Raw genomic sequence first — 17,725 nt, forward strand, 5'->3', positions numbered from 1 at the left:
GCCTTAGTCCTTTCACCTTCCTGAATATGAAAGAAGCAGCATCTTATAATAAGATGCTACTTGTCTCTAATTTTCTAAATATCTTTTATCAGCTTGCCCCATTTTTCGTCTCACAATAATGAAAATAATAGAAATAACAACAAGTCCAATTGACATTACTTGTGCAATACGAAGTGGTCCTAGCATTAAACTATCTGTACGTAAGCCTTCTACGAAGAAGCGTCCTACTGAATACCAAATTAAATATGTGAAGAATAACTCCCCGCGACGTAAATTCACTTTTCTTAATGCAAGTAGTAAAATTACGCCTGCAAAATTCCATAATGATTCATATAAAAACGTCGGATGATAGTACACACCCTCAATATACATTTGATTAATAATGAAATCTGGTAAATGAAGACCTTCTAAAAACTGTCTCGTTACTTCATCACCATGCGCCTCTTGGTTCATAAAGTTTCCCCATCGGCCAATTGCTTGTCCTAGTAAAATACTTGGTGCAGCAATATCAGCCAACTTCCAGAAAGAAAGTCCGCGTCGTTTCGCAAAAAGAACACCTGTAATAACAGCCCCGATTAAACCACCATGAATCGCCAAACCACCTTGACGAGTATTAATAATTTGACTCGGATTTTGTGCGTAATATTCCCATTCAAAAATAACATAGTACATTCTCGCAAAAAGAATAGCGATCGGTACTGCAATTAATACAAGGTCAACAAATGTATCTTTTGGAATACCTAGCCTTTCTCCCTCGCGAGTTGCCAGCCAAAGACCTAATAGCACACCTGTACCGATAATAATCCCGTACCAATACACAGGAAACGGCCCAAGTTGGATAGCTACACGGTCAAGCTGTGGTACAGAAGCTAACAGCATATGTATATGACCTCCCTCTCCAAAGTTTACTCCTGATTTCCTAACTCAATTGCACTCATTAATCGTTCAGAGAACTGCTGTGCTGCATTGACTCCCATACGTTTTAACCGGAAGTTCATCGCTGCTACTTCAATAATAACAGCCAAGTTTCGACCAGGACGAACTGGAAGTGTAATCTTCGTAAGCTCTGTATCAATAATTTTCATTTTCTCTTCATCAAGACCTAAGCGATCGTAATTTTTCTTTTGATCCCAAATTTCAAGATTAATAACAAGTGTAATACGCTTGTAATTTCTTACTGCCCCTGCACCGAATAACGTCATAACGTTAATAATACCTAGACCACGAATTTCTAATAAATGCTCGATTAAATCTGGTGAGCTTCCGACTAACATGTCTTCATCTTCTTGACGAATTTCTACACTATCATCCGCAACAAGACGGTGACCACGCTTTACAAGCTCAAGAGCTGTCTCACTTTTACCAACACCACTTTGACCTGTAATTAAAACACCAACACCGTAAATATCTACTAACACACCATGAACAGCAGTTGTTGGTGCTAACTTACCTTCTAAATAGTTTGTTAAACGACTTGATAATCTAGTTGTCGTTTGAGAAGAACGTAATAAAGGCATACCTGATTCACGTGATGCTTGTAATAACTCATCTGGTACATCTTGATTACGAGTTACAATAATACATGGCGTCTCCTCAGTACAAAGCGCTTTCATTCTCTCTTGTTTTTGCTCTGACGTTAATGTGTCAAAGAACGTAAGCTCCGTCTTTCCAAGAAGCTGCACACGATCTGCTGGATAATATGTAAAAAATCCTGCCATTTCAATTCCAGGTCGTGATAAATCACTTGTATCAATCGGACGATGAATGCCTTCTTCACCACTGATTAACTCCAATTGAAATTGTTCAATTAAATCTTTTGTCCTTACTTTCGGCATATGTATAAACCTCCACTCCGCTGCGGGTTCAGTCTCGTTTGATGTAAAATTCCATTCTATCGGATATTGTACCATTTTTTTCTGGAAACAAGAAATACGGTTTCTAATAAATAGAAAAAAACATTTCATACGAATAATGAAATGTTTTTCTTTTTGTCACTTTCTCTTTTTTTCATATAGAGGTTCAACAATTGCCTTTTCAATTATCATATTAAAAATTGAAATACAAATTGCCGCAACAATCGCTACACCAAATCCTGATATATTAAAAGCATCTCCTAATAATGAATCTGCTATTTTTAACGTAATCGCATTAATAACAATTAAGAAGAAGCCGAAAGTTACAACAGTAATTGGTAGCGTAATTAAAATTAAAAACGGCTTTACGAACACATTTAAAACCGCCAATATAATACTAGCAATAATTGCAGTTTGTATATTTGCTACGTAAAATGCATCTGGTGCAATCCCTTTTAAAAGTCCCGATACAGCGATTAACACAACGCTATTTACAAGAAGTGATACAATCCATCTCATTTCGTTACACATCCTTTTAAACATATATATTTCATCATACGCTAATAGATAATAAACGCAAGTATGATACGAACACTTATATCAACTTATTCTATCTTTCATGCTTGTATACCTACTAACATGCTTACCAGTTTTTCCTCGTAAAATAAAAACCGAGCGTCATTTCCACTCGGTTTTCATCAATAAACTTATTGCGATAACTCTACTTCTTTTATTTTCTCTTTCATTCTTGCTTTATCACGATTTAAAATCTCTTTTAAATACTTACCTGTGTATGAGCGTTCTTCTTTCACTACTTGCTCTGGCGTTCCGGAAGCAACGATTTGTCCACCTTTATCTCCGCCCTCTGGTCCAAGGTCAACGATATAATCAGCTGTTTTAATTACATCTAAATTATGTTCAATTACAAGTACCGTCTCACCGCTCTCAACAAGACGTTGCAGCACTTCTAGAAGACGTGCAATATCATGCGCATGCAAACCAGTCGTTGGCTCATCTAAAATGTATAACGTACGACCTGTAGAACGACGGTGTAATTCAGAAGCTAATTTCACACGCTGTGCTTCCCCACCAGATAATGTTGTTGCTGGTTGACCTAATTTCATATAACCAAGCCCAACATCTACAAGCGTTTGAAGTTTACGCTTAATTTTAGGAATATTGGCAAAGAATTCTACTCCATCTTCAATTGTCATCCCTAACACTTCAGAAATATTCTTATCTTTATATTTCACTTCTAACGTTTCACGATTATATCGTTTACCGTGACAAACTTCACACGGAACATACACATCTGGTAAGAAATGCATTTCGATTTTAATAATTCCATCGCCACGGCACGCTTCACAACGGCCACCTTTTACGTTAAAGCTGAAACGTCCTTTTTGATATCCGCGCACTTTCGCTTCGTTCGTTTGTGCAAACACATCACGAATATCATCGAATACACCTGTGTACGTCGCTGGATTAGAACGTGGTGTACGACCAATTGGCGATTGATCAATATCAATTACTTTATCTAAATGTTCAAGACCTTTAATCTCTTTATGCGTACCTGGCTTCGCTTTCGCTTTATATAACTTTTGCGCTAACGATTTATATAGTACTTCATTAATCATCGTACTTTTACCTGATCCAGATACACCTGTTACCGCTACAAACGTACCGAGTGGGAATGACATTTTTGCATTCTTTAAGTTATTCTCTTTTGCGCCGACAATCTCCACTTTACGTCCGTCACCTTTACGTCTTTCAAGTGGAACTGGAATAAACTCTTTACCACTTAAATACTTCCCTGTTAATGAATTCTCATCTTGCATAACTTCAGCCGGCGTCCCCGCTGAAACGACCTGTCCACCATGAATACCTGCACCAGGCCCTATATCAAGTAAATAGTCAGCAGCCATCATCGTATCTTCATCATGTTCAACAACGATTAACGTATTACCTAAATCGCGCATTTCTTGCAATGTACGAATAAGACGATCGTTATCACGCTGGTGTAAACCAATTGAAGGCTCATCAAGAATATAAAGTACGCCAGTTAGACGAGAACCAATTTGCGTCGCTAAACGAATACGCTGCGCCTCACCACCTGATAAAGTTCCTGCGGCACGACTTAACGTTAAATAATCTAAACCAACGTTCACTAAGAACCCAACGCGCTCCTGAATTTCTCTTAAAATTAAATGAGCTATTTTTTGTTGCTTCTCCGTTAGCTCTACATTCGAGAAGAATTCTTGTACTTCTTGAACTGAATACTTCGTTACGTCAGCAATCGTTTTATTGCCAACAAATACAGCTAAACTCTCAGGCTTTAAGCGTCCACCTTTACACTTTGGACAAGCTTGTTCTGCCATATACTTTTCCATTTGCTCACGAATGTAATCAGAACTCGTTTCACGATAACGACGTTCAATGTTTGGAATAACACCTTCAAATAAAATCTCATTTTCCTTTACTTGACCAAATTCATTTACATAGCGGAAATAAACTTTCTCTTCCCCGCTTCCGTACAACACTTTATCAAATAAATCTTTCGGTATATCTTTTACAGGCATATCCATATCAACGCCGTAGTGATTACATACAGATTGTAAAAGTTGTGGATAGTATTGTGAACTTGTCGGTTCCCAAGGTGCAATCGCATGTTCATTTAATGATAAATCCCAGTTCGGGATAACAAGCTCTAAATCTACCTCTAGCTTTGAACCAAGTCCATCACAAGAAGGACATGCTCCGAACGGACTATTGAATGAGAACATACGCGGCTCTAATTCTCCAATTGAAAAACCACAATGCGGACAAGCGTGATGTTCACTAAACAGAAGTTCCTCTTCTCCCATAACATCGATTAACACTCGTCCCCCGCCAAGCTTTAATGCACTTTCAAGTGAATCAGCAAGACGGCTTGCGATCCCTTCTTTTACAACAATACGGTCAATTACAACTTCAATGGAATGCTTCTTGTTTTTATCTAACGCAATATCTTCAGATACATCAAGCATTTCACCGTCAACGCGAACACGAACATATCCTTGCTTCTTAATATCTTCAAGTACTTTTACATGCGCACCTTTACGCCCAGAAACGATAGGCGCTAACACTTGTAATTTCGTACGTTCAGGATATTCAAGAACACGGTCTACCATCTGCTCTACTGTTTGTGACGTAATTTCAATGCCATGATTCGGACAAATTGGCGTACCAATTCGTGCAAATAATAAACGTAAGTAATCATAAATCTCCGTTACCGTTCCAACAGTTGAACGTGGGTTACGACTCGTCGTTTTTTGATCGATTGAAATTGCTGGTGACAATCCTTCAATCGTGTCCACATCCGGCTTATCCATTTGTCCTAAAAACTGGCGCGCATACGCAGATAATGATTCTACGTATCTGCGCTGCCCTTCTGCATAAATCGTATCAAATGCTAATGATGATTTCCCCGAACCAGACAATCCCGTTACAACGACAAGCTGATTTCTCGGAATGGTTACATCAATATTTTTTAAGTTATGTGCTCTAGCACCTTTTACAACGATAAAATCCTTGCTCTTACTCACTTTTTTCACCCTTCCGCTTTTAATTCTAATAGTAAATCTCTTAGTTCAGCTGCACGCTCGAAGTCTAACGCTTTTGCTGCTTCTTTCATCTCTGCTTCCATCTTCGCAATTGTCTTTTCGCGCTCTTTTTTCGTCATTTTCTTAGCAGGAGTTGCTTCGTATGTTTCTGTCTCTTCAGCAGCTGTCGTTGCACGGATAACATCACGAACGCCTTTTTGAATCGTTTTCGGCGTAATACCATGCTCTTCATTGTAAGCTTCTTGTATACTACGACGACGCTTCGTTTCTTCAATCGCAATTCCCATAGATTTTGTTATACGATCTGCATACATAATAACGCGGCCGTTTTCATTACGCGCGGCACGACCGATTGTTTGAATTAATGAACGTTCTGAACGCAAGAACCCTTCCTTATCAGCATCTAAAATAGCTACAAGTGATACTTCCGGAATATCTAATCCTTCTCGCAATAAGTTAATGCCGACAAGTACATCAAATTTACCGAGGCGAAGATCGCGGATAATTTCAATACGTTCTAACGTTTTAATTTCAGAGTGAAGATAGTTAACTTTAATTCCTACATCTTTTAAGTAATCCGTTAAATCCTCTGACATTTTCTTCGTTAAAGTCGTAATTAATACACGTTCATTTTTTGCAATACGATCTTGAATCTCTCCTAATAAATCGTCAATTTGCCCTTCAATTGGTCGTATATCAATTGGTGGATCTAAAAGCCCTGTTGGACGAATAATTTGTTCTATTACTTCTGGCGACTGCTCTAACTCATACGGTCCTGGCGTTGCTGAAACATAAATAACTTGATTCGTTTTCTCTTCAAACTCATCGAATGTGAGCGGTCTATTATCTAAAGCTGACGGCAGACGGAATCCATGATCCACAAGCACTTGCTTACGCGCTTGGTCCCCGTTATACATCGCTCTTACTTGCGGTACTGATACGTGCGATTCATCCATAACGATTAAGAAATCTTTCGGGAAATAGTCTAATAGCGTATACGGCGTTGCCCCCGCTGGACGAAGTGTTAAATGACGGGAGTAATTTTCAATACCTGAACAAAATCCCATCTCGCGCATCATTTCTAAATCATAACGTGTACGCTGTTCTATACGCTGTGCTTCTAACAACTTGCCGTTATCATTTAATTCCTTTAAACGCTCTTCTAATTCTTTTTCGATATTTTCAATAGCGACCTTCATCTTTTCTTCACGTGTAACGAAGTGAGATGCTGGGAAGATTGCTACATGATCACGTTCTGCTAATACTTCACCTGTTAACGCATTTACTTCACGAATACGATCGATTTCATCACCGAAAAATTCGATTCGAATACAATGCTCATCAAGTGATGCCGGGAAGATTTCAACTACATCTCCTCGCACACGGAATGTACCACGCTTGAAATCAATATCATTACGTCCATACTGTACATCAACAAGTTCACGAAGCAATTGATTACGGTCTTTTTCCATACCAACTCGAAGCGAAACAACTAGCTCGCGGTATTCTTCTGGAGAACCTAAACCATATATACACGAAACACTCGCAACGATAATTACATCGTCCCGTTCAAATAATGCAGACGTTGCCGAGTGACGCAATTTATCAATTTCATCATTAATCTGCGCATCTTTTTCAATAAACGTATCTGTTTGTGGTACATACGCTTCTGGCTGATAATAATCGTAGTAACTAACAAAATATTCAACTGCATTATTCGGGAAAAAGTCTTTCAACTCACTATATAACTGCCCTGCTAACGTTTTATTATGAGCCATAACAAGTGTTGGCTTTTGCACTTCTTTAATGACATTTGAAATCGTAAATGTCTTACCCGTTCCTGTTGCTCCAAGCAACACTTGCTTTTTCTTTCCACTATTAATTCCCTCTACAAGCTTCTCTATAGCTACCGGCTGATCACCTTGTGGGGAATACGCTGAGACAATTTCAAATTGACGTTCCAAGAAAATCCGACCTCCTCATAAAAATCTGTATTATTATTTTACCACGAATACCTATAAAAAACCTAAAAAAACGAACAGATATTCGGTAAAGTTTTCGACAATATACACATAGAAAAAGGAAGGAGTAAATACTTCCTTCCTCTACTAATTCTATTTTTTAGATACATATACTAAGTCATATCCATTGCGCCCAGCTTCATTCATACAATCTGTTAACCGATAAGTACTTTCTGATTCGCGCAGCTCTTTAACAATACTTTTACAACTATCTTTATGTAATCCTTTATGGTCACCAGCAAACTTGTCTTGTCTACTATCTAACACATAAAGGATATCTTTCCCACTATGCTCTAACATTTGAAAAACCGGGTCACCTTCATCGGTATACTGTACAATTCTTATTTTATCAACTTTCCCTTGATCAACGTTCATAACGAACTGTTCGAATTTATCTAGATTGGAAGTTCCTGCTCCCTTTACAATGACATCATTCTTCTTATCAATTGTAGTGCTAGATGGTGAACATGCTACTAAACTAAAGAGAAATAGACATATACAGCTGGTTCTTTTTTCTATTGTCATCCTCTCCTATAAAATTTATTTGTATACCAGAAAAGCTACTTTCAACTATGAAAGTAGCTTTTCTTTTCCTTTCTCCTTCTTCGGAAAAATCACATATGAAAATGAAATTGCTGTATCAACTAAAAATACAATCGCCCACACTTGGCTCACGCGACTTGCAGCTTTATTTAAAACGATTCCCGATTCTAACCAATTACCCCATTGTTCAAATGGAATAAATCCATACGCGAAGAAAAAGAATATGTGCACACCAACGAATAAAACAAGATGTAATATCCAATTTTTTATTTCCTGCTTTGCATAGGCCATGCCTGTTAATTCTACCTGTTCTTCAATAATAGGCGCCGGTTCATTACGCCATTTCGCAACTGATTTTTGTACAAATATATCAAGCTTCTTTAAATCCTTTTTCCCGTAGAAAACTGCATATAATAAAATGATTACAGTAATGATTTGAAAGTTAGAGAACTTTCCTGTTTGATAATAGTCCACTACTCCTAAAGTTAAAATAAACACTTCATTTACGAGGAGTACAATCCCCATAATAAAACTCGCCTTTTTCAAACGGAATCCGTAGCGAAGTAAAAAGAAACCGATAGCTGATAACCAAAATACAATTTCTGCCCCAATTAAAAAATACCAACGATATTCTGCGAGTATACTCATTTATCCTTCTCCCTTTCATCATAAATACGAAAAGCCTCATCCATATATACTAAAAGTTCTTCTTCAATTGGATACATGCTCATTTTCTGTGAATCTTCCTTCGATTTTCTAACTTCCCATAACTTATCTAAAAACGCTTCATCACCATTGGCCATTTCTAAACACTTCTGCATTAATCTCTTCATTGCCCCTTGTACTTCATCACTAGCAGCTTCTTTACCGTCTTTCATAAAAGTGCGTAATTGCTTTAATAAATCTACCCATTCTAAAACATTCGGATCTTCCTTACTCATGTTTGGTAAATTATGAAGCAATTTTTGTTCTTCCTTTGAAAACACTTCATTTTGAAATATTTCACGTATACGAGAAGACTGCTTCGAAAGCTGAATCAGTTCAAACATAACTTTCCAATCGAGTTCTCCCTCCACATCTACCGAATAAACAACTGCTTGTAAAACACTCTCCATTCGATTAAATTTCTTTTGTTCTTCCTGTACAAACCGAAGTTGTTTTTCAAGCGAATTTTTTAAATCCAGCTCACCTTTTACTAACATATTCGCAGTTTCTTTTAATGAAAATCCCATTTCTTTTAAAAATAAAATTTGTTGCAAACGAATAACGTCATTTTCACTATATAACCGATGTCCACCCTCTGTTTTTCCGCTCGGCTTTAATAAATCTATTTGATCATAATAACGTAGTGTACGTACTGTAACCCCTGTTTCTCTCGTAAATTGTTGTATTGAAATCACTACCATCACCTCTTCCCTTTCATTATAAAAGATGACGTTACGTAACTTTCAAGCGTTTTGTAAAAAAAATACAAAAAGCTGTTTATACAAAATGTATAAACAGCTTTTATGGAAATAACCCCTTTTGTATGGCGCGCCCACAAAATAAAATAAGTGCTCCAACAACAACACTCGTTGCCGTTTTATGATAATGGGCTAATAATAATAAATAATACGATAAACCTACAGTACCAATCATAATACAAATGCTCGGCACTGGATTACGAGAAAAGTTTTGCATTCCCCAAAGAAGCGAAAATATAGCTGTAGCGACACATAACACCGGTAATCCCATCCCAGTTCCCCTTTTTCTATCTATTATTCTTTGTTGCTAACACGCTCGTTGATGCGATACTTATTAATAAACCAAAACCAATCCTTATATATTTAAACGTTTAATCTAATTGAAATCTCTCAAGCTTATCATTTATTTTCTTTCCCCTTACTCCAGCGTAAAGATTTCCTCCACCTTCACTCCAAAATATTTGGCAATTTTTAAAGATAACTCTAGACTCGGATTGTAATGATGATTTTCAATCGCCACTATCGTCTGCCGCGTCACTTGCATCGCCTTTGCCATTTCAACTTGCGTTATATGATGTTGCTTTCTTAACTCTTTTATTTTATTTTTTACACCCATAGGATCCACCTTCAAAAGTAAAGATATCTTTACTTGAATTATAAATATTTTCCAGTTACAAGTAAAGATATCTTTACAAATTTTAGAAAAACATTTCATTGAACATCTACTCTAACAAAGTACAAGAGTAATTCAATTTATATCAGCGATTTTTTAAATATATCAGCGCAACTTAAATTATATCGGCGATTTCCCAAATATATCAGCGCAACTCTATTTATATCGGCGATTTTTCAAATATATCGACATCCGTAGCGCTACTATAATCATAAGAAAAAGCTGTCCCCAAATACCTTCGGGAACAGCTTTCTCCTCTACTACATAAATCCTAACGCATATACAAGAACGTATCCAAGAACCGATAAGCAAACCGAGCCAATCAGCCCTGCCACGAATGCTTTACTTCCTAATTTACGGAACGTTTTAAACTCTACATTTAAACCGAGCCCTGCCATCGCCATTGCGATAAGCATGTAAGCAAGAACAACAATGTATCCCGCAACAACTTCTGGAATAATCCCGAGTGAATGCACTGCACTCATCGCTAAGAACCCGAAAATGAACCATGGTATTGGAAGTTCGCGCCACGATTTCTTTTCTTTGCTACCTTCACTCTTACCAAACCATAGACCAATTAAAATCGCTACTGGCACAAGCATTGCTACGCGCGTTAACTTCACAATAACTGCGATGTCTACAGCAGTACTTCCTCCTGGCGCCGCAGCTGCGATGACATGAGCGATTTCATGAAGCGTCGCACCTGAGAATACACCATAACCGTACGGAGATAAACCAAGCACTGGATATAATAACGTATAAATAAGCGTAAATATGGTACCTAAAATCGCGATGATTGCTGCCCCAACTGCTGTTTCATCGTCCTTCGCTTTCACTTGCGGTGCAATTGCCACGACCGCGGCTGCGCCGCAAATTGCCGTACCGCATGCTGTTAAAATCCCAAGTTTCTTTTCTACTTTAAATACTTTCGTTAGTCCGTATACAACAAAAATAGTAAATGTAATAACAACCGCCGCGATGACCAATACTTTCGGTCCCGCCTTCGCAATATCAACAAGATTTAATCGCATTCCAAGTAAGATGATCCCAAAGCGCAGCAACTTCTTACTCGCAAAGTTCGTTCCTGCTATCGCCTCGTGAGGAACTCCAATTGCAGCGCGCCAAACCATCCCAATTAGAATAGCAATTACTAATTGTCCCATAATATTTAAAAATGGAAGCTCTGCTAAATATTTCGCGGCAATTGCGATTAATAATGTAATCCCAATTCCTTGCGAAAATCCAAAACGCTTCTTCTTTTGTATAACAAGTGTTTGTTCCATTTTGAACCACTCCAATAATCGTATTGGAACATGCATGTTCTTTCTACTTACATTATAAGAGAGTTTCTATAATAAGTTTAATACCAATACCAAATCTCTATCATCAGAAATACTTATGATAAGATGATAGAAAAAGAAAGGAGCCCATTATATGAACGTAGACATTTTAAAAATTTTTGTTACTGTCGTTGAACAGAAACACTTCTCCCGTGCAGCAGAATTATTAAACCTTTCACAGCCTGGAGTAAGTATGCATATACGCAACTTAGAAAACGAATTTGGCACTACGCTTATTCAACGCTCCCCGAAGCACGTCCAAGTTACTGAAGCTGGAAACATATTATATATACATGCAAAGCAAATGCTCTCTCTTTACGAAGATGCTAAACAAGAAATTAATGAACTACATAACGTTGTAACAGGAACACTTCGCATTGGTGCTAGTTTTACAATTGGCGAATACTTACTTCCAAAAATACTGGCTAACTATGCGAATGAAAATCCACACGTCGAAGTTCATACTTTCATCTCAAATACAGAAGACGTTTTGCAAAGCCTTCGCTCTAATCAAATTGATATCGGCCTAGTGGAAGGACAAGTCGTATACGCCGACGTAGATGTTGAAACATTTATGCAAGATGAAATGAAGCTCGTCGTCCCGCCAAATCATCCATTACTCCGCACAAATGAAATAAATGAAAGTACACTCCAAGATCAAGTATGGGTATTAAGAGAAAGTGGTTCTGGTACACGCGCTTATAGTGACCGCTTTATTCATCAACACCATTTAAAAATGAAACGATTCTTTACATTCAGTAGTATCCAAAGCGTAAAGGAAGCTGTTAGTGCCGGGCTTGGCATCGCTATCCTTTCTGATTGGACTGTACGGAAAGAGCTATTAGCAAAAGAACTATTCCACGTCGAAGTTCCAAATGAACAACTAATCCGTCCGTTTTCCATCGTGCGCGGTAAATATTTCATTCCATCTAAAGCCATTCAAGTGTTCTTAAATCATGTAGATTCTTTTGCGAAAAAACAGAGTTGACCTTCACATTAGTGTGAAGGTTTACAATACATGTAAAAGGAGTGAAATACATTGCGAATTGGAGAATTATCAAAAGAAACTGGCGTTAGTGAAAGATCACTAAGACATTACGAAGAAAAGGGCTTACTCCCTTCTAAGCGCCTTGCAAATGGCTACCGTGATTTTGATGAAAGTGCCATCGAAAAAGTGGAGCTTATTCAAATGTACTTACAAATTGGCTTAAATTTAGAAGAGACGGCAAGGATGCTGCGCTGCCTTGAAATTGAACCGCACCTGTACGACAATCCGTGCAGCAGTATCCTTACACTTTACGAAGATAAACTCAATGAAGTAACAAAGCAAATCACATTACTTTCCAACATCCAAACGAATTTGCAAAAACACGTTTCACTCCTAAAACATGCAAAAGAAAAGGAGTGATTACATGTTTGTTATACATGGCAGTTCAAGACAAAACGGAAATACAGAAGCTTTAACACATATGATGATAGAGGACATTGAAACAGAACAAATTTATTTGCGTGATCATACCGTCTATCCTATTACAGACCAACGTCATGATGCAGAAGGATTCCAATCCGTAAATGATGACTATGAGCAGTTAACCAAACGCATGCTAGAGCACGACACGATTATCTTTGCTACACCATTATATTGGTACGGAATGAGTGGACATATGAAAAACTTTGTTGATCGCTGGTCACAAAGCTTGCGCGATACATCTCTTCATTTCAAAGAAAAAATGAAAGGCAAAAAAATGTATGTTGTCATCGTTGGCGGGGATAATCCAAAGCTAAAAGCATTACCGCTTATTGCTCAATTCCAATATATCTTTGATTTTGTTGGTTCTTCATTTGAAGGTTATGTTATTGGAGATGCGAATGGACTGGATGAAATTAAAAACGATGCTGAGGCGCTGGCAAAAGCACAATTGTATAATAATAAATTCAAAAATAGCGAACAGAAATAAGTTTGACAAACCCTTTTGTATGCGCATACAATAAAAGTAATATTATGAAAGGAAGGTACTTTGACCAATGAAGTTCTAATTCTCTTATTTATTTCATCCATCACAAATAGTGAACAAAAATGATGAAAACTAGCAGGGGATTAGTCTGTCCATTTGTCGATACTTTCTTTCGAAACGATCATGTAAAAAATCGTTTATTTATGTACGATTTTTTACATACAAGGGCGACGTTTATCCTCTCTAGTGAAACTAGGGAGGTTTTTTTATGACTATTTTATTCGCACGTAATATTGAAAAGAGCTTTGGTGATCGCACACTATTTACATTACCATCACTGGAAATTCAAGCACAGGATCGCATAGGAATTGTCGGAGTCAACGGAGCTGGTAAATCTACGTTATTACAAATATTAAGTAAAGAAATAGAAGCTGACAGAGGCATAGTAACTCATCATAGTTCTATCGCCATCATTCCTCAGCTCAGCGAAGAACTACCGGAAACCGCTTCTTCTCTCGCAAAAGGAAAATGGAGTATTTCAAACGTTACCGACGCAATGAGCGGCGGTGAACGAATGCGACTAAAGATTGCGCATGCTCTCGAACAAAATGCAGGCATTTTATTCGCTGATGAACCAACAAGCCACTTAGATATGGTCGGTACAGAGCAATTAGAAAAGGCACTTTCATCTTATAAAGGGGCACTTGTTTTAATATCGCATGACCGTGAATTTCTAGATAATATATGTACCAAAATTATTGAAATTGAAGACGGTATTATTCAAGAGTACAAAGGTAATTATTCAAACTATCGAAAACAAAAAGAACGTGAACGAATACAAAAACAAGCAGAATATGAGCAATATATACAAGAAAAAAATCGTTTAGAACAGTCCATTCTACAAAGAAAGCAACGTGCTTCTAACATGAAAAAAATCCCAACACGGTTCAGTTCATCTGAATCTAGACTTTATAGGTTAAGTGGGGCTCATGGCCAAGAACAGGTTAGTAAAGCAGCGAAAGCATTAGAGACACGTCTCGAAAAACTAGAAAAGAAGGAAAAGCCAAAGGATCTTTCTCAAGCTCAATTTGACGTGCAATACCATACACCCATTCATAGTAAGGTGGCAGTACAATTCAATAAAGCAACAAAGAAAATAGGCGACCGTATACTATTTAAAAATATGAATGGAACTATTGCCCCTGGTGCAAAGCTTGCCGTTTTAGGGGCAAATGGAAGCGGCAAAACCACTTTGTTCAACATGCTTCTCACAAACGAGCGTGGCATGCAGCTATCGAAAAGTTGTAAAATTGGATACTTCGAACAAACATTATCTATTTTAAAAACAGATAAAACCATTTTAGAAAATGTTCTAGAAGAAACAAACTATACAGAAGCATTCGTTCGCACAATACTTGCACGACTTCTATTCCGCCGTGAGGATGTTCATAAACCTGTGCACGTTCTAAGCGGGGGTGAACGAATGAAGGTTGCACTCGCAAAAGTATTTTTAGGAAACTATAATATGCTTCTGCTAGATGAACCGACAAACTATTTAGACTTAGCGACGCAAGAAGAATTAGAAACCATGTTACAAGAATATCCTGGCACAATACTTTTCATTAGCCATGACCGTGCCTTTATTCGCTCTGTTGCAGACCATATTCTACACGTAGATGAGAATGAACCAAGAATCTTCCACGGTAATTACGAGCAATACACAAAAAGAACCACCGGAGATTCTGTAAACGTTACTGAGCAAGAAATGTTACGATTACAAACAAAATTAACAGAAGTCATCGGCCGGATTTCCATTCCAAATCATCACGATGACATCACATCTCTCGAACAAGAATACGCAAAATTATTAACTCAAATTCAAAAATGTAAAGAAGCACTCTAATGTCTTCCCTATATATCGACGGGGCATTCCACATTTCCCAAGAAATATTGAATCTTCGACATAGAATACAAAAAGCCGTGCATCAGCACGGCTTTTCATTTTAGATACGGACAGCAGTCCCGCTCACAGCAACCATTAGCATTCCTTCGCGAACTACCTCGTAATCCACGTCGATACCAACAATTGCATTTGCATTTTTTTGTCTTGCGAAAGTTTTCATTTCTTCCATTGCGATGTCGCGTGCTTCTTTTAATTTACTTTCATAAGCACCCGCACGACCGCCGACAACGTCACGGACGGAGGCGAAAAGGTCACGAACGATATTCGCGCCCATAATCGCTTCTCCATTGACAATATCGATGTACTCAATAATTTCTTTTCCTTGAATTGTAGACGTTGTTGTTACAATCATACTTTATAGCCTCCCATATGAGATTTTTACCTACTTATGGTGCACTAATTCTGTACAAATTATATTTACGAACTAAACTGAGCTTCGTATAACCTACTGTATCCTCCACCTTGCTCAATTAATTCATTATGTGAACCTTGTTCTGCAATACCATCTTTATTTACAACGACGATGCGATCTGCATTTTTAATCGTTGCAAGTCTGTGAGCGATAACTAATGTTGTACGGCCAACAGATAGCTCCGCAAGCGATTTTTGAATCGCAAGTTCTGTCTCTGTATCTAATGCAGAAGTTGCTTCATCCAATATTAAAATTGGAGGGTTTTTCAAGAACATACGAGCAATAGCTAGACGCTGCTTTTGTCCACCTGAAAGTTTCACGCCGCGCTCACCGATAACAGTATCTAAACCGTCCGGCTGTGAGTAAATTAAATCTTCTAATTGCGCACGTTTTACTGCCTGCCAAATTTCAGCTTCTGATGCTTTTAAATTTCCGTAAGCGATATTTTCACGAATTGTTCCTGAGAATAAGAACACGTCTTGCTGCACAATTCCAATTTGCTTACGAAGTGAAGATAATGTCATATCTTTCGTATCAATTCCATCAATTTGAATCGATCCAGATGATTGTTCATAAAAACGTGGTAATAGGCTACATAACGTCGTTTTCCCAGCTCCTGATGGTCCAACGAACGCAACTGTTTCACCTGCATGTATTTTCAAACTAATGTCATTTAAAATCGGTTCTTTGTTTTCATATCCAAACGTAATGTTGTTATATTGAATATCACCGTGTACATGCTTCACTTCCATTGCATCTTTAGAGTCTACAATGTCAGGCTCTGTTTCAAGAAGCTCTACATATCTTTTAAAACCGGCGATTCCTTTCGGATAGCTTTCGATTACCGCGTTAATTTTTTCAATTGGGCGGAAGAAAATATTCGTTAATAGAACGAATCCGATAAATCCACCGTACGTTAATTCTCCTTGCAGCACAAACCATGTACCGCATATTAAGACGAAGAGCGTTACGAGACGCATGAGCATATAACTAATCGACGAATTTAACGCCATAATTTTATACGCCATTAATTTTGTTGTACGGAAACGAGCGTTGTTAACAGCAAATTGCTCTTTCTCAAACTTTTCATTTCCGAATGCTTGTACAACGCGAATACCACCAACATTGTTCTCAATGCATGCATTAAAATCAGCAACGTCTGAGAATAAACGTCTAAATGTACCTGTCATTTTTTTATTAAAGTAAAGTGCTAACCATAATAGGAATGGAATGACGAAGAACGTTAATAACGCTAACTTCCAGTTGATCATCATCATAAATGAGAATGCCCCAACTAAAGTCATTACGGCAATAAATAAATCTTCTGGTCCATGGTGAGCAATTTCCCCAATTTCCATTAAATCGTTTGTAAGGCGTGAAATTAAATGACCTGTTTTATTATTATCAAAAAATCTGAATGATAGCTTTTGAATATGATCAAATAATTTCTGCCTCATATCTGTTTCAATGTTAACACCAAGCATATGTCCCCAATATGTAACGACATATTGTAAGCCTGCATTTAACATATAAACTGCGAGTAAACCGAAACAAGCCCATAAAATAAGCGTCCAGTTTTGCCCTGGCAATAACTTATCAATAAATTGATTTACGATAAGCGGGAAGCCGAGTTCTAATAATCCTGCGACAACCGCACAAGAAAAGTCGAGTATAAATAAACCTTTATACGGTTTATAGTACGAGAAAAATTTACGCAGCATATCTTACCTCCATTTTCCAAAATTAAAAAGACTCCCTAAATGATAACCATTATCAAATAATTATTCAAGTTATCCGTCTATGAAACTGAAAATAAGCTTTGCGATAGTTGTCGTTTTTTGCTGGAAAGTCGATATATTCGAATAATCCCCGATATATTTCGAGTTGCGCTGATATATTC

17 protein-coding genes are annotated in these 17,725 nt (G+C 37.6%); 4 read left to right on the forward strand and 13 right to left on the reverse strand.

Going from position 1 to position 17,725, the window contains the following annotated elements; all coding sequences use genetic code 11:
• Positions 1-66 precede the first annotated feature (66 nt).
• The 11 genes from lgt to ACZDYH_RS20155 form a co-directional block, all read right to left on the reverse strand.
• Positions 67-879 carry a prolipoprotein diacylglyceryl transferase gene (lgt, locus tag ACZDYH_RS20105; protein WP_153581070.1) on the reverse strand — a complete coding sequence of 271 codons (813 nt, stop codon included), beginning with the start codon at positions 877-879 and terminating at the stop codon, positions 67-69.
• A gap of 26 nt (positions 880-905) precedes the next feature.
• Positions 906-1,835 carry an HPr(Ser) kinase/phosphatase gene (gene hprK / locus ACZDYH_RS20110; protein ID WP_001127250.1) on the reverse strand — a complete coding sequence of 310 codons (930 nt, stop codon included), beginning with the start codon at positions 1,833-1,835 and terminating at the stop codon, positions 906-908.
• Between the two features lie 156 nt (positions 1,836-1,991).
• A complete protein-coding gene (locus ACZDYH_RS20115) occupies positions 1,992-2,372 on the reverse strand; it encodes a phage holin family protein (protein WP_001267308.1) in 381 nt (126 codons plus the stop codon).
• A gap of 188 nt (positions 2,373-2,560) precedes the next feature.
• The gene (gene uvrA, locus ACZDYH_RS20120) at positions 2,561-5,437 is read right to left on the reverse strand and encodes an excinuclease ABC subunit UvrA (RefSeq protein WP_000045561.1); all 2,877 of its coding nucleotides are present in this window, start codon (positions 5,435-5,437) and stop codon (positions 2,561-2,563) included.
• 5 nt (positions 5,438-5,442) lie between these two features.
• A complete protein-coding gene (gene uvrB, locus ACZDYH_RS20125; protein ID WP_000441059.1) occupies positions 5,443-7,419 on the reverse strand; it encodes an excinuclease ABC subunit B in 1,977 nt (658 codons plus the stop codon).
• 150 nt (positions 7,420-7,569) lie between these two features.
• Positions 7,570-8,001, reverse strand: coding sequence for a DUF4362 domain-containing protein (locus ACZDYH_RS20130; RefSeq protein WP_049108171.1), 432 nt, complete (start codon positions 7,999-8,001; stop codon positions 7,570-7,572).
• 45 nt (positions 8,002-8,046) lie between these two features.
• Positions 8,047-8,667 carry a hypothetical protein gene (locus tag ACZDYH_RS20135; RefSeq protein ID WP_000025219.1) on the reverse strand — a complete coding sequence of 207 codons (621 nt, stop codon included), beginning with the start codon at positions 8,665-8,667 and terminating at the stop codon, positions 8,047-8,049.
• Positions 8,664-9,425 (reverse strand): MerR family transcriptional regulator, encoded by a 762-nt coding sequence (locus ACZDYH_RS20140; RefSeq protein ID WP_044306530.1) that lies wholly within the window; start codon positions 9,423-9,425, stop codon positions 8,664-8,666. The genes ACZDYH_RS20135 and ACZDYH_RS20140 overlap by 4 nt, the downstream gene beginning before the upstream one ends.
• A gap of 100 nt (positions 9,426-9,525) precedes the next feature.
• Entirely contained in the window at positions 9,526-9,753 is a 228-nt protein-coding gene (locus tag ACZDYH_RS20145) for a hypothetical protein (protein ID WP_000524139.1), read from the reverse strand.
• A gap of 147 nt (positions 9,754-9,900) precedes the next feature.
• The gene (locus ACZDYH_RS20150; protein WP_000538359.1) at positions 9,901-10,098 is read right to left on the reverse strand and encodes a helix-turn-helix transcriptional regulator; all 198 of its coding nucleotides are present in this window, start codon (positions 10,096-10,098) and stop codon (positions 9,901-9,903) included.
• 317 nt (positions 10,099-10,415) lie between these two features.
• Entirely contained in the window at positions 10,416-11,438 is a 1,023-nt protein-coding gene (locus tag ACZDYH_RS20155) for a YeiH family protein (protein WP_006918442.1), read from the reverse strand.
• Positions 11,439-11,589: 151 nt separating this feature from the next.
• Between ACZDYH_RS20155 and ACZDYH_RS20160 the strand changes: the two genes are divergently transcribed.
• The 4 genes from ACZDYH_RS20160 to abc-f all read left to right on the forward strand — a co-directional run bounded on the left by ACZDYH_RS20160 (position 11,590) and on the right by abc-f (position 15,353).
• Positions 11,590-12,483: a LysR family transcriptional regulator gene (locus tag ACZDYH_RS20160; RefSeq protein ID WP_001099987.1), complete on the forward strand. Its 894-nt coding sequence runs from the start codon at positions 11,590-11,592 to the stop codon at positions 12,481-12,483.
• 51 nt (positions 12,484-12,534) lie between these two features.
• Positions 12,535-12,903, forward strand: a complete 369-nt coding sequence (locus tag ACZDYH_RS20165; protein WP_001219205.1) for a MerR family transcriptional regulator — start codon at positions 12,535-12,537, stop codon at positions 12,901-12,903.
• Between the two features lie 4 nt (positions 12,904-12,907).
• Positions 12,908-13,453: a flavodoxin family protein gene (locus ACZDYH_RS20170; RefSeq protein ID WP_000497611.1), complete on the forward strand. Its 546-nt coding sequence runs from the start codon at positions 12,908-12,910 to the stop codon at positions 13,451-13,453.
• Positions 13,454-13,718: 265 nt separating this feature from the next.
• A complete protein-coding gene (gene abc-f / locus ACZDYH_RS20175) occupies positions 13,719-15,353 on the forward strand; it encodes a ribosomal protection-like ABC-F family protein (protein WP_025710207.1) in 1,635 nt (544 codons plus the stop codon).
• A gap of 100 nt (positions 15,354-15,453) precedes the next feature.
• Here the strand turns inward: abc-f and ACZDYH_RS20180 are convergent, their stop codons facing one another.
• Both ACZDYH_RS20180 and ACZDYH_RS20185 read right to left on the reverse strand, forming a co-directional pair.
• Positions 15,454-15,765, reverse strand: a complete 312-nt coding sequence (locus ACZDYH_RS20180; RefSeq protein WP_000637523.1) for a heavy metal-binding domain-containing protein — start codon at positions 15,763-15,765, stop codon at positions 15,454-15,456.
• A gap of 65 nt (positions 15,766-15,830) precedes the next feature.
• Positions 15,831-17,546, reverse strand: a complete 1,716-nt coding sequence (locus ACZDYH_RS20185) for an ABC transporter ATP-binding protein (RefSeq protein ID WP_000944620.1) — start codon at positions 17,544-17,546, stop codon at positions 15,831-15,833.
• Positions 17,547-17,725: the final 179 nt, after the last annotated feature.

This window comes from Bacillus sp. EB V-12 (assembly GCF_056158125.1).

Bases quoted from the DNA above. Each gene is read 5' to 3' on its own strand.
- lgt (WP_153581070.1), bottom strand. From the start codon at position 879: ATGCTGTTAGCTTCTGTACCACAGCTTGACCGTGTAGCTATCCAACTT.
- hprK (WP_001127250.1), bottom strand. From the start codon at position 1,835: ATGCCGAAAGTAAGGACAAAAGATTTAATTGAACAATTTCAATTGGAG.
- ACZDYH_RS20115 (WP_001267308.1), bottom strand. From the start codon at position 2,372: ATGAGATGGATTGTATCACTTCTTGTAAATAGCGTTGTGTTAATCGCT.
- ACZDYH_RS20130 (WP_049108171.1), bottom strand. From the start codon at position 8,001: ATGACAATAGAAAAAAGAACCAGCTGTATATGTCTATTTCTCTTTAGT.
- ACZDYH_RS20135 (WP_000025219.1), bottom strand. From the start codon at position 8,667: ATGAGTATACTCGCAGAATATCGTTGGTATTTTTTAATTGGGGCAGAA.
- ACZDYH_RS20140 (WP_044306530.1), bottom strand. From the start codon at position 9,425: ATGGTAGTGATTTCAATACAACAATTTACGAGAGAAACAGGGGTTACA.
- ACZDYH_RS20145 (WP_000524139.1), bottom strand. From the start codon at position 9,753: ATGGGATTACCGGTGTTATGTGTCGCTACAGCTATATTTTCGCTTCTT.
- ACZDYH_RS20150 (WP_000538359.1), bottom strand. From the start codon at position 10,098: ATGGGTGTAAAAAATAAAATAAAAGAGTTAAGAAAGCAACATCATATA.
- ACZDYH_RS20155 (WP_006918442.1), bottom strand. From the start codon at position 11,438: ATGGAACAAACACTTGTTATACAAAAGAAGAAGCGTTTTGGATTTTCG.
- ACZDYH_RS20160 (WP_001099987.1), top strand. From the start codon at position 11,590: ATGAACGTAGACATTTTAAAAATTTTTGTTACTGTCGTTGAACAGAAA.
- ACZDYH_RS20170 (WP_000497611.1), top strand. From the start codon at position 12,908: ATGTTTGTTATACATGGCAGTTCAAGACAAAACGGAAATACAGAAGCT.
- abc-f (WP_025710207.1), top strand. From the start codon at position 13,719: ATGACTATTTTATTCGCACGTAATATTGAAAAGAGCTTTGGTGATCGC.
- ACZDYH_RS20180 (WP_000637523.1), bottom strand. From the start codon at position 15,765: ATGATTGTAACAACAACGTCTACAATTCAAGGAAAAGAAATTATTGAG.
- ACZDYH_RS20185 (WP_000944620.1), bottom strand. From the start codon at position 17,546: ATGCTGCGTAAATTTTTCTCGTACTATAAACCGTATAAAGGTTTATTT.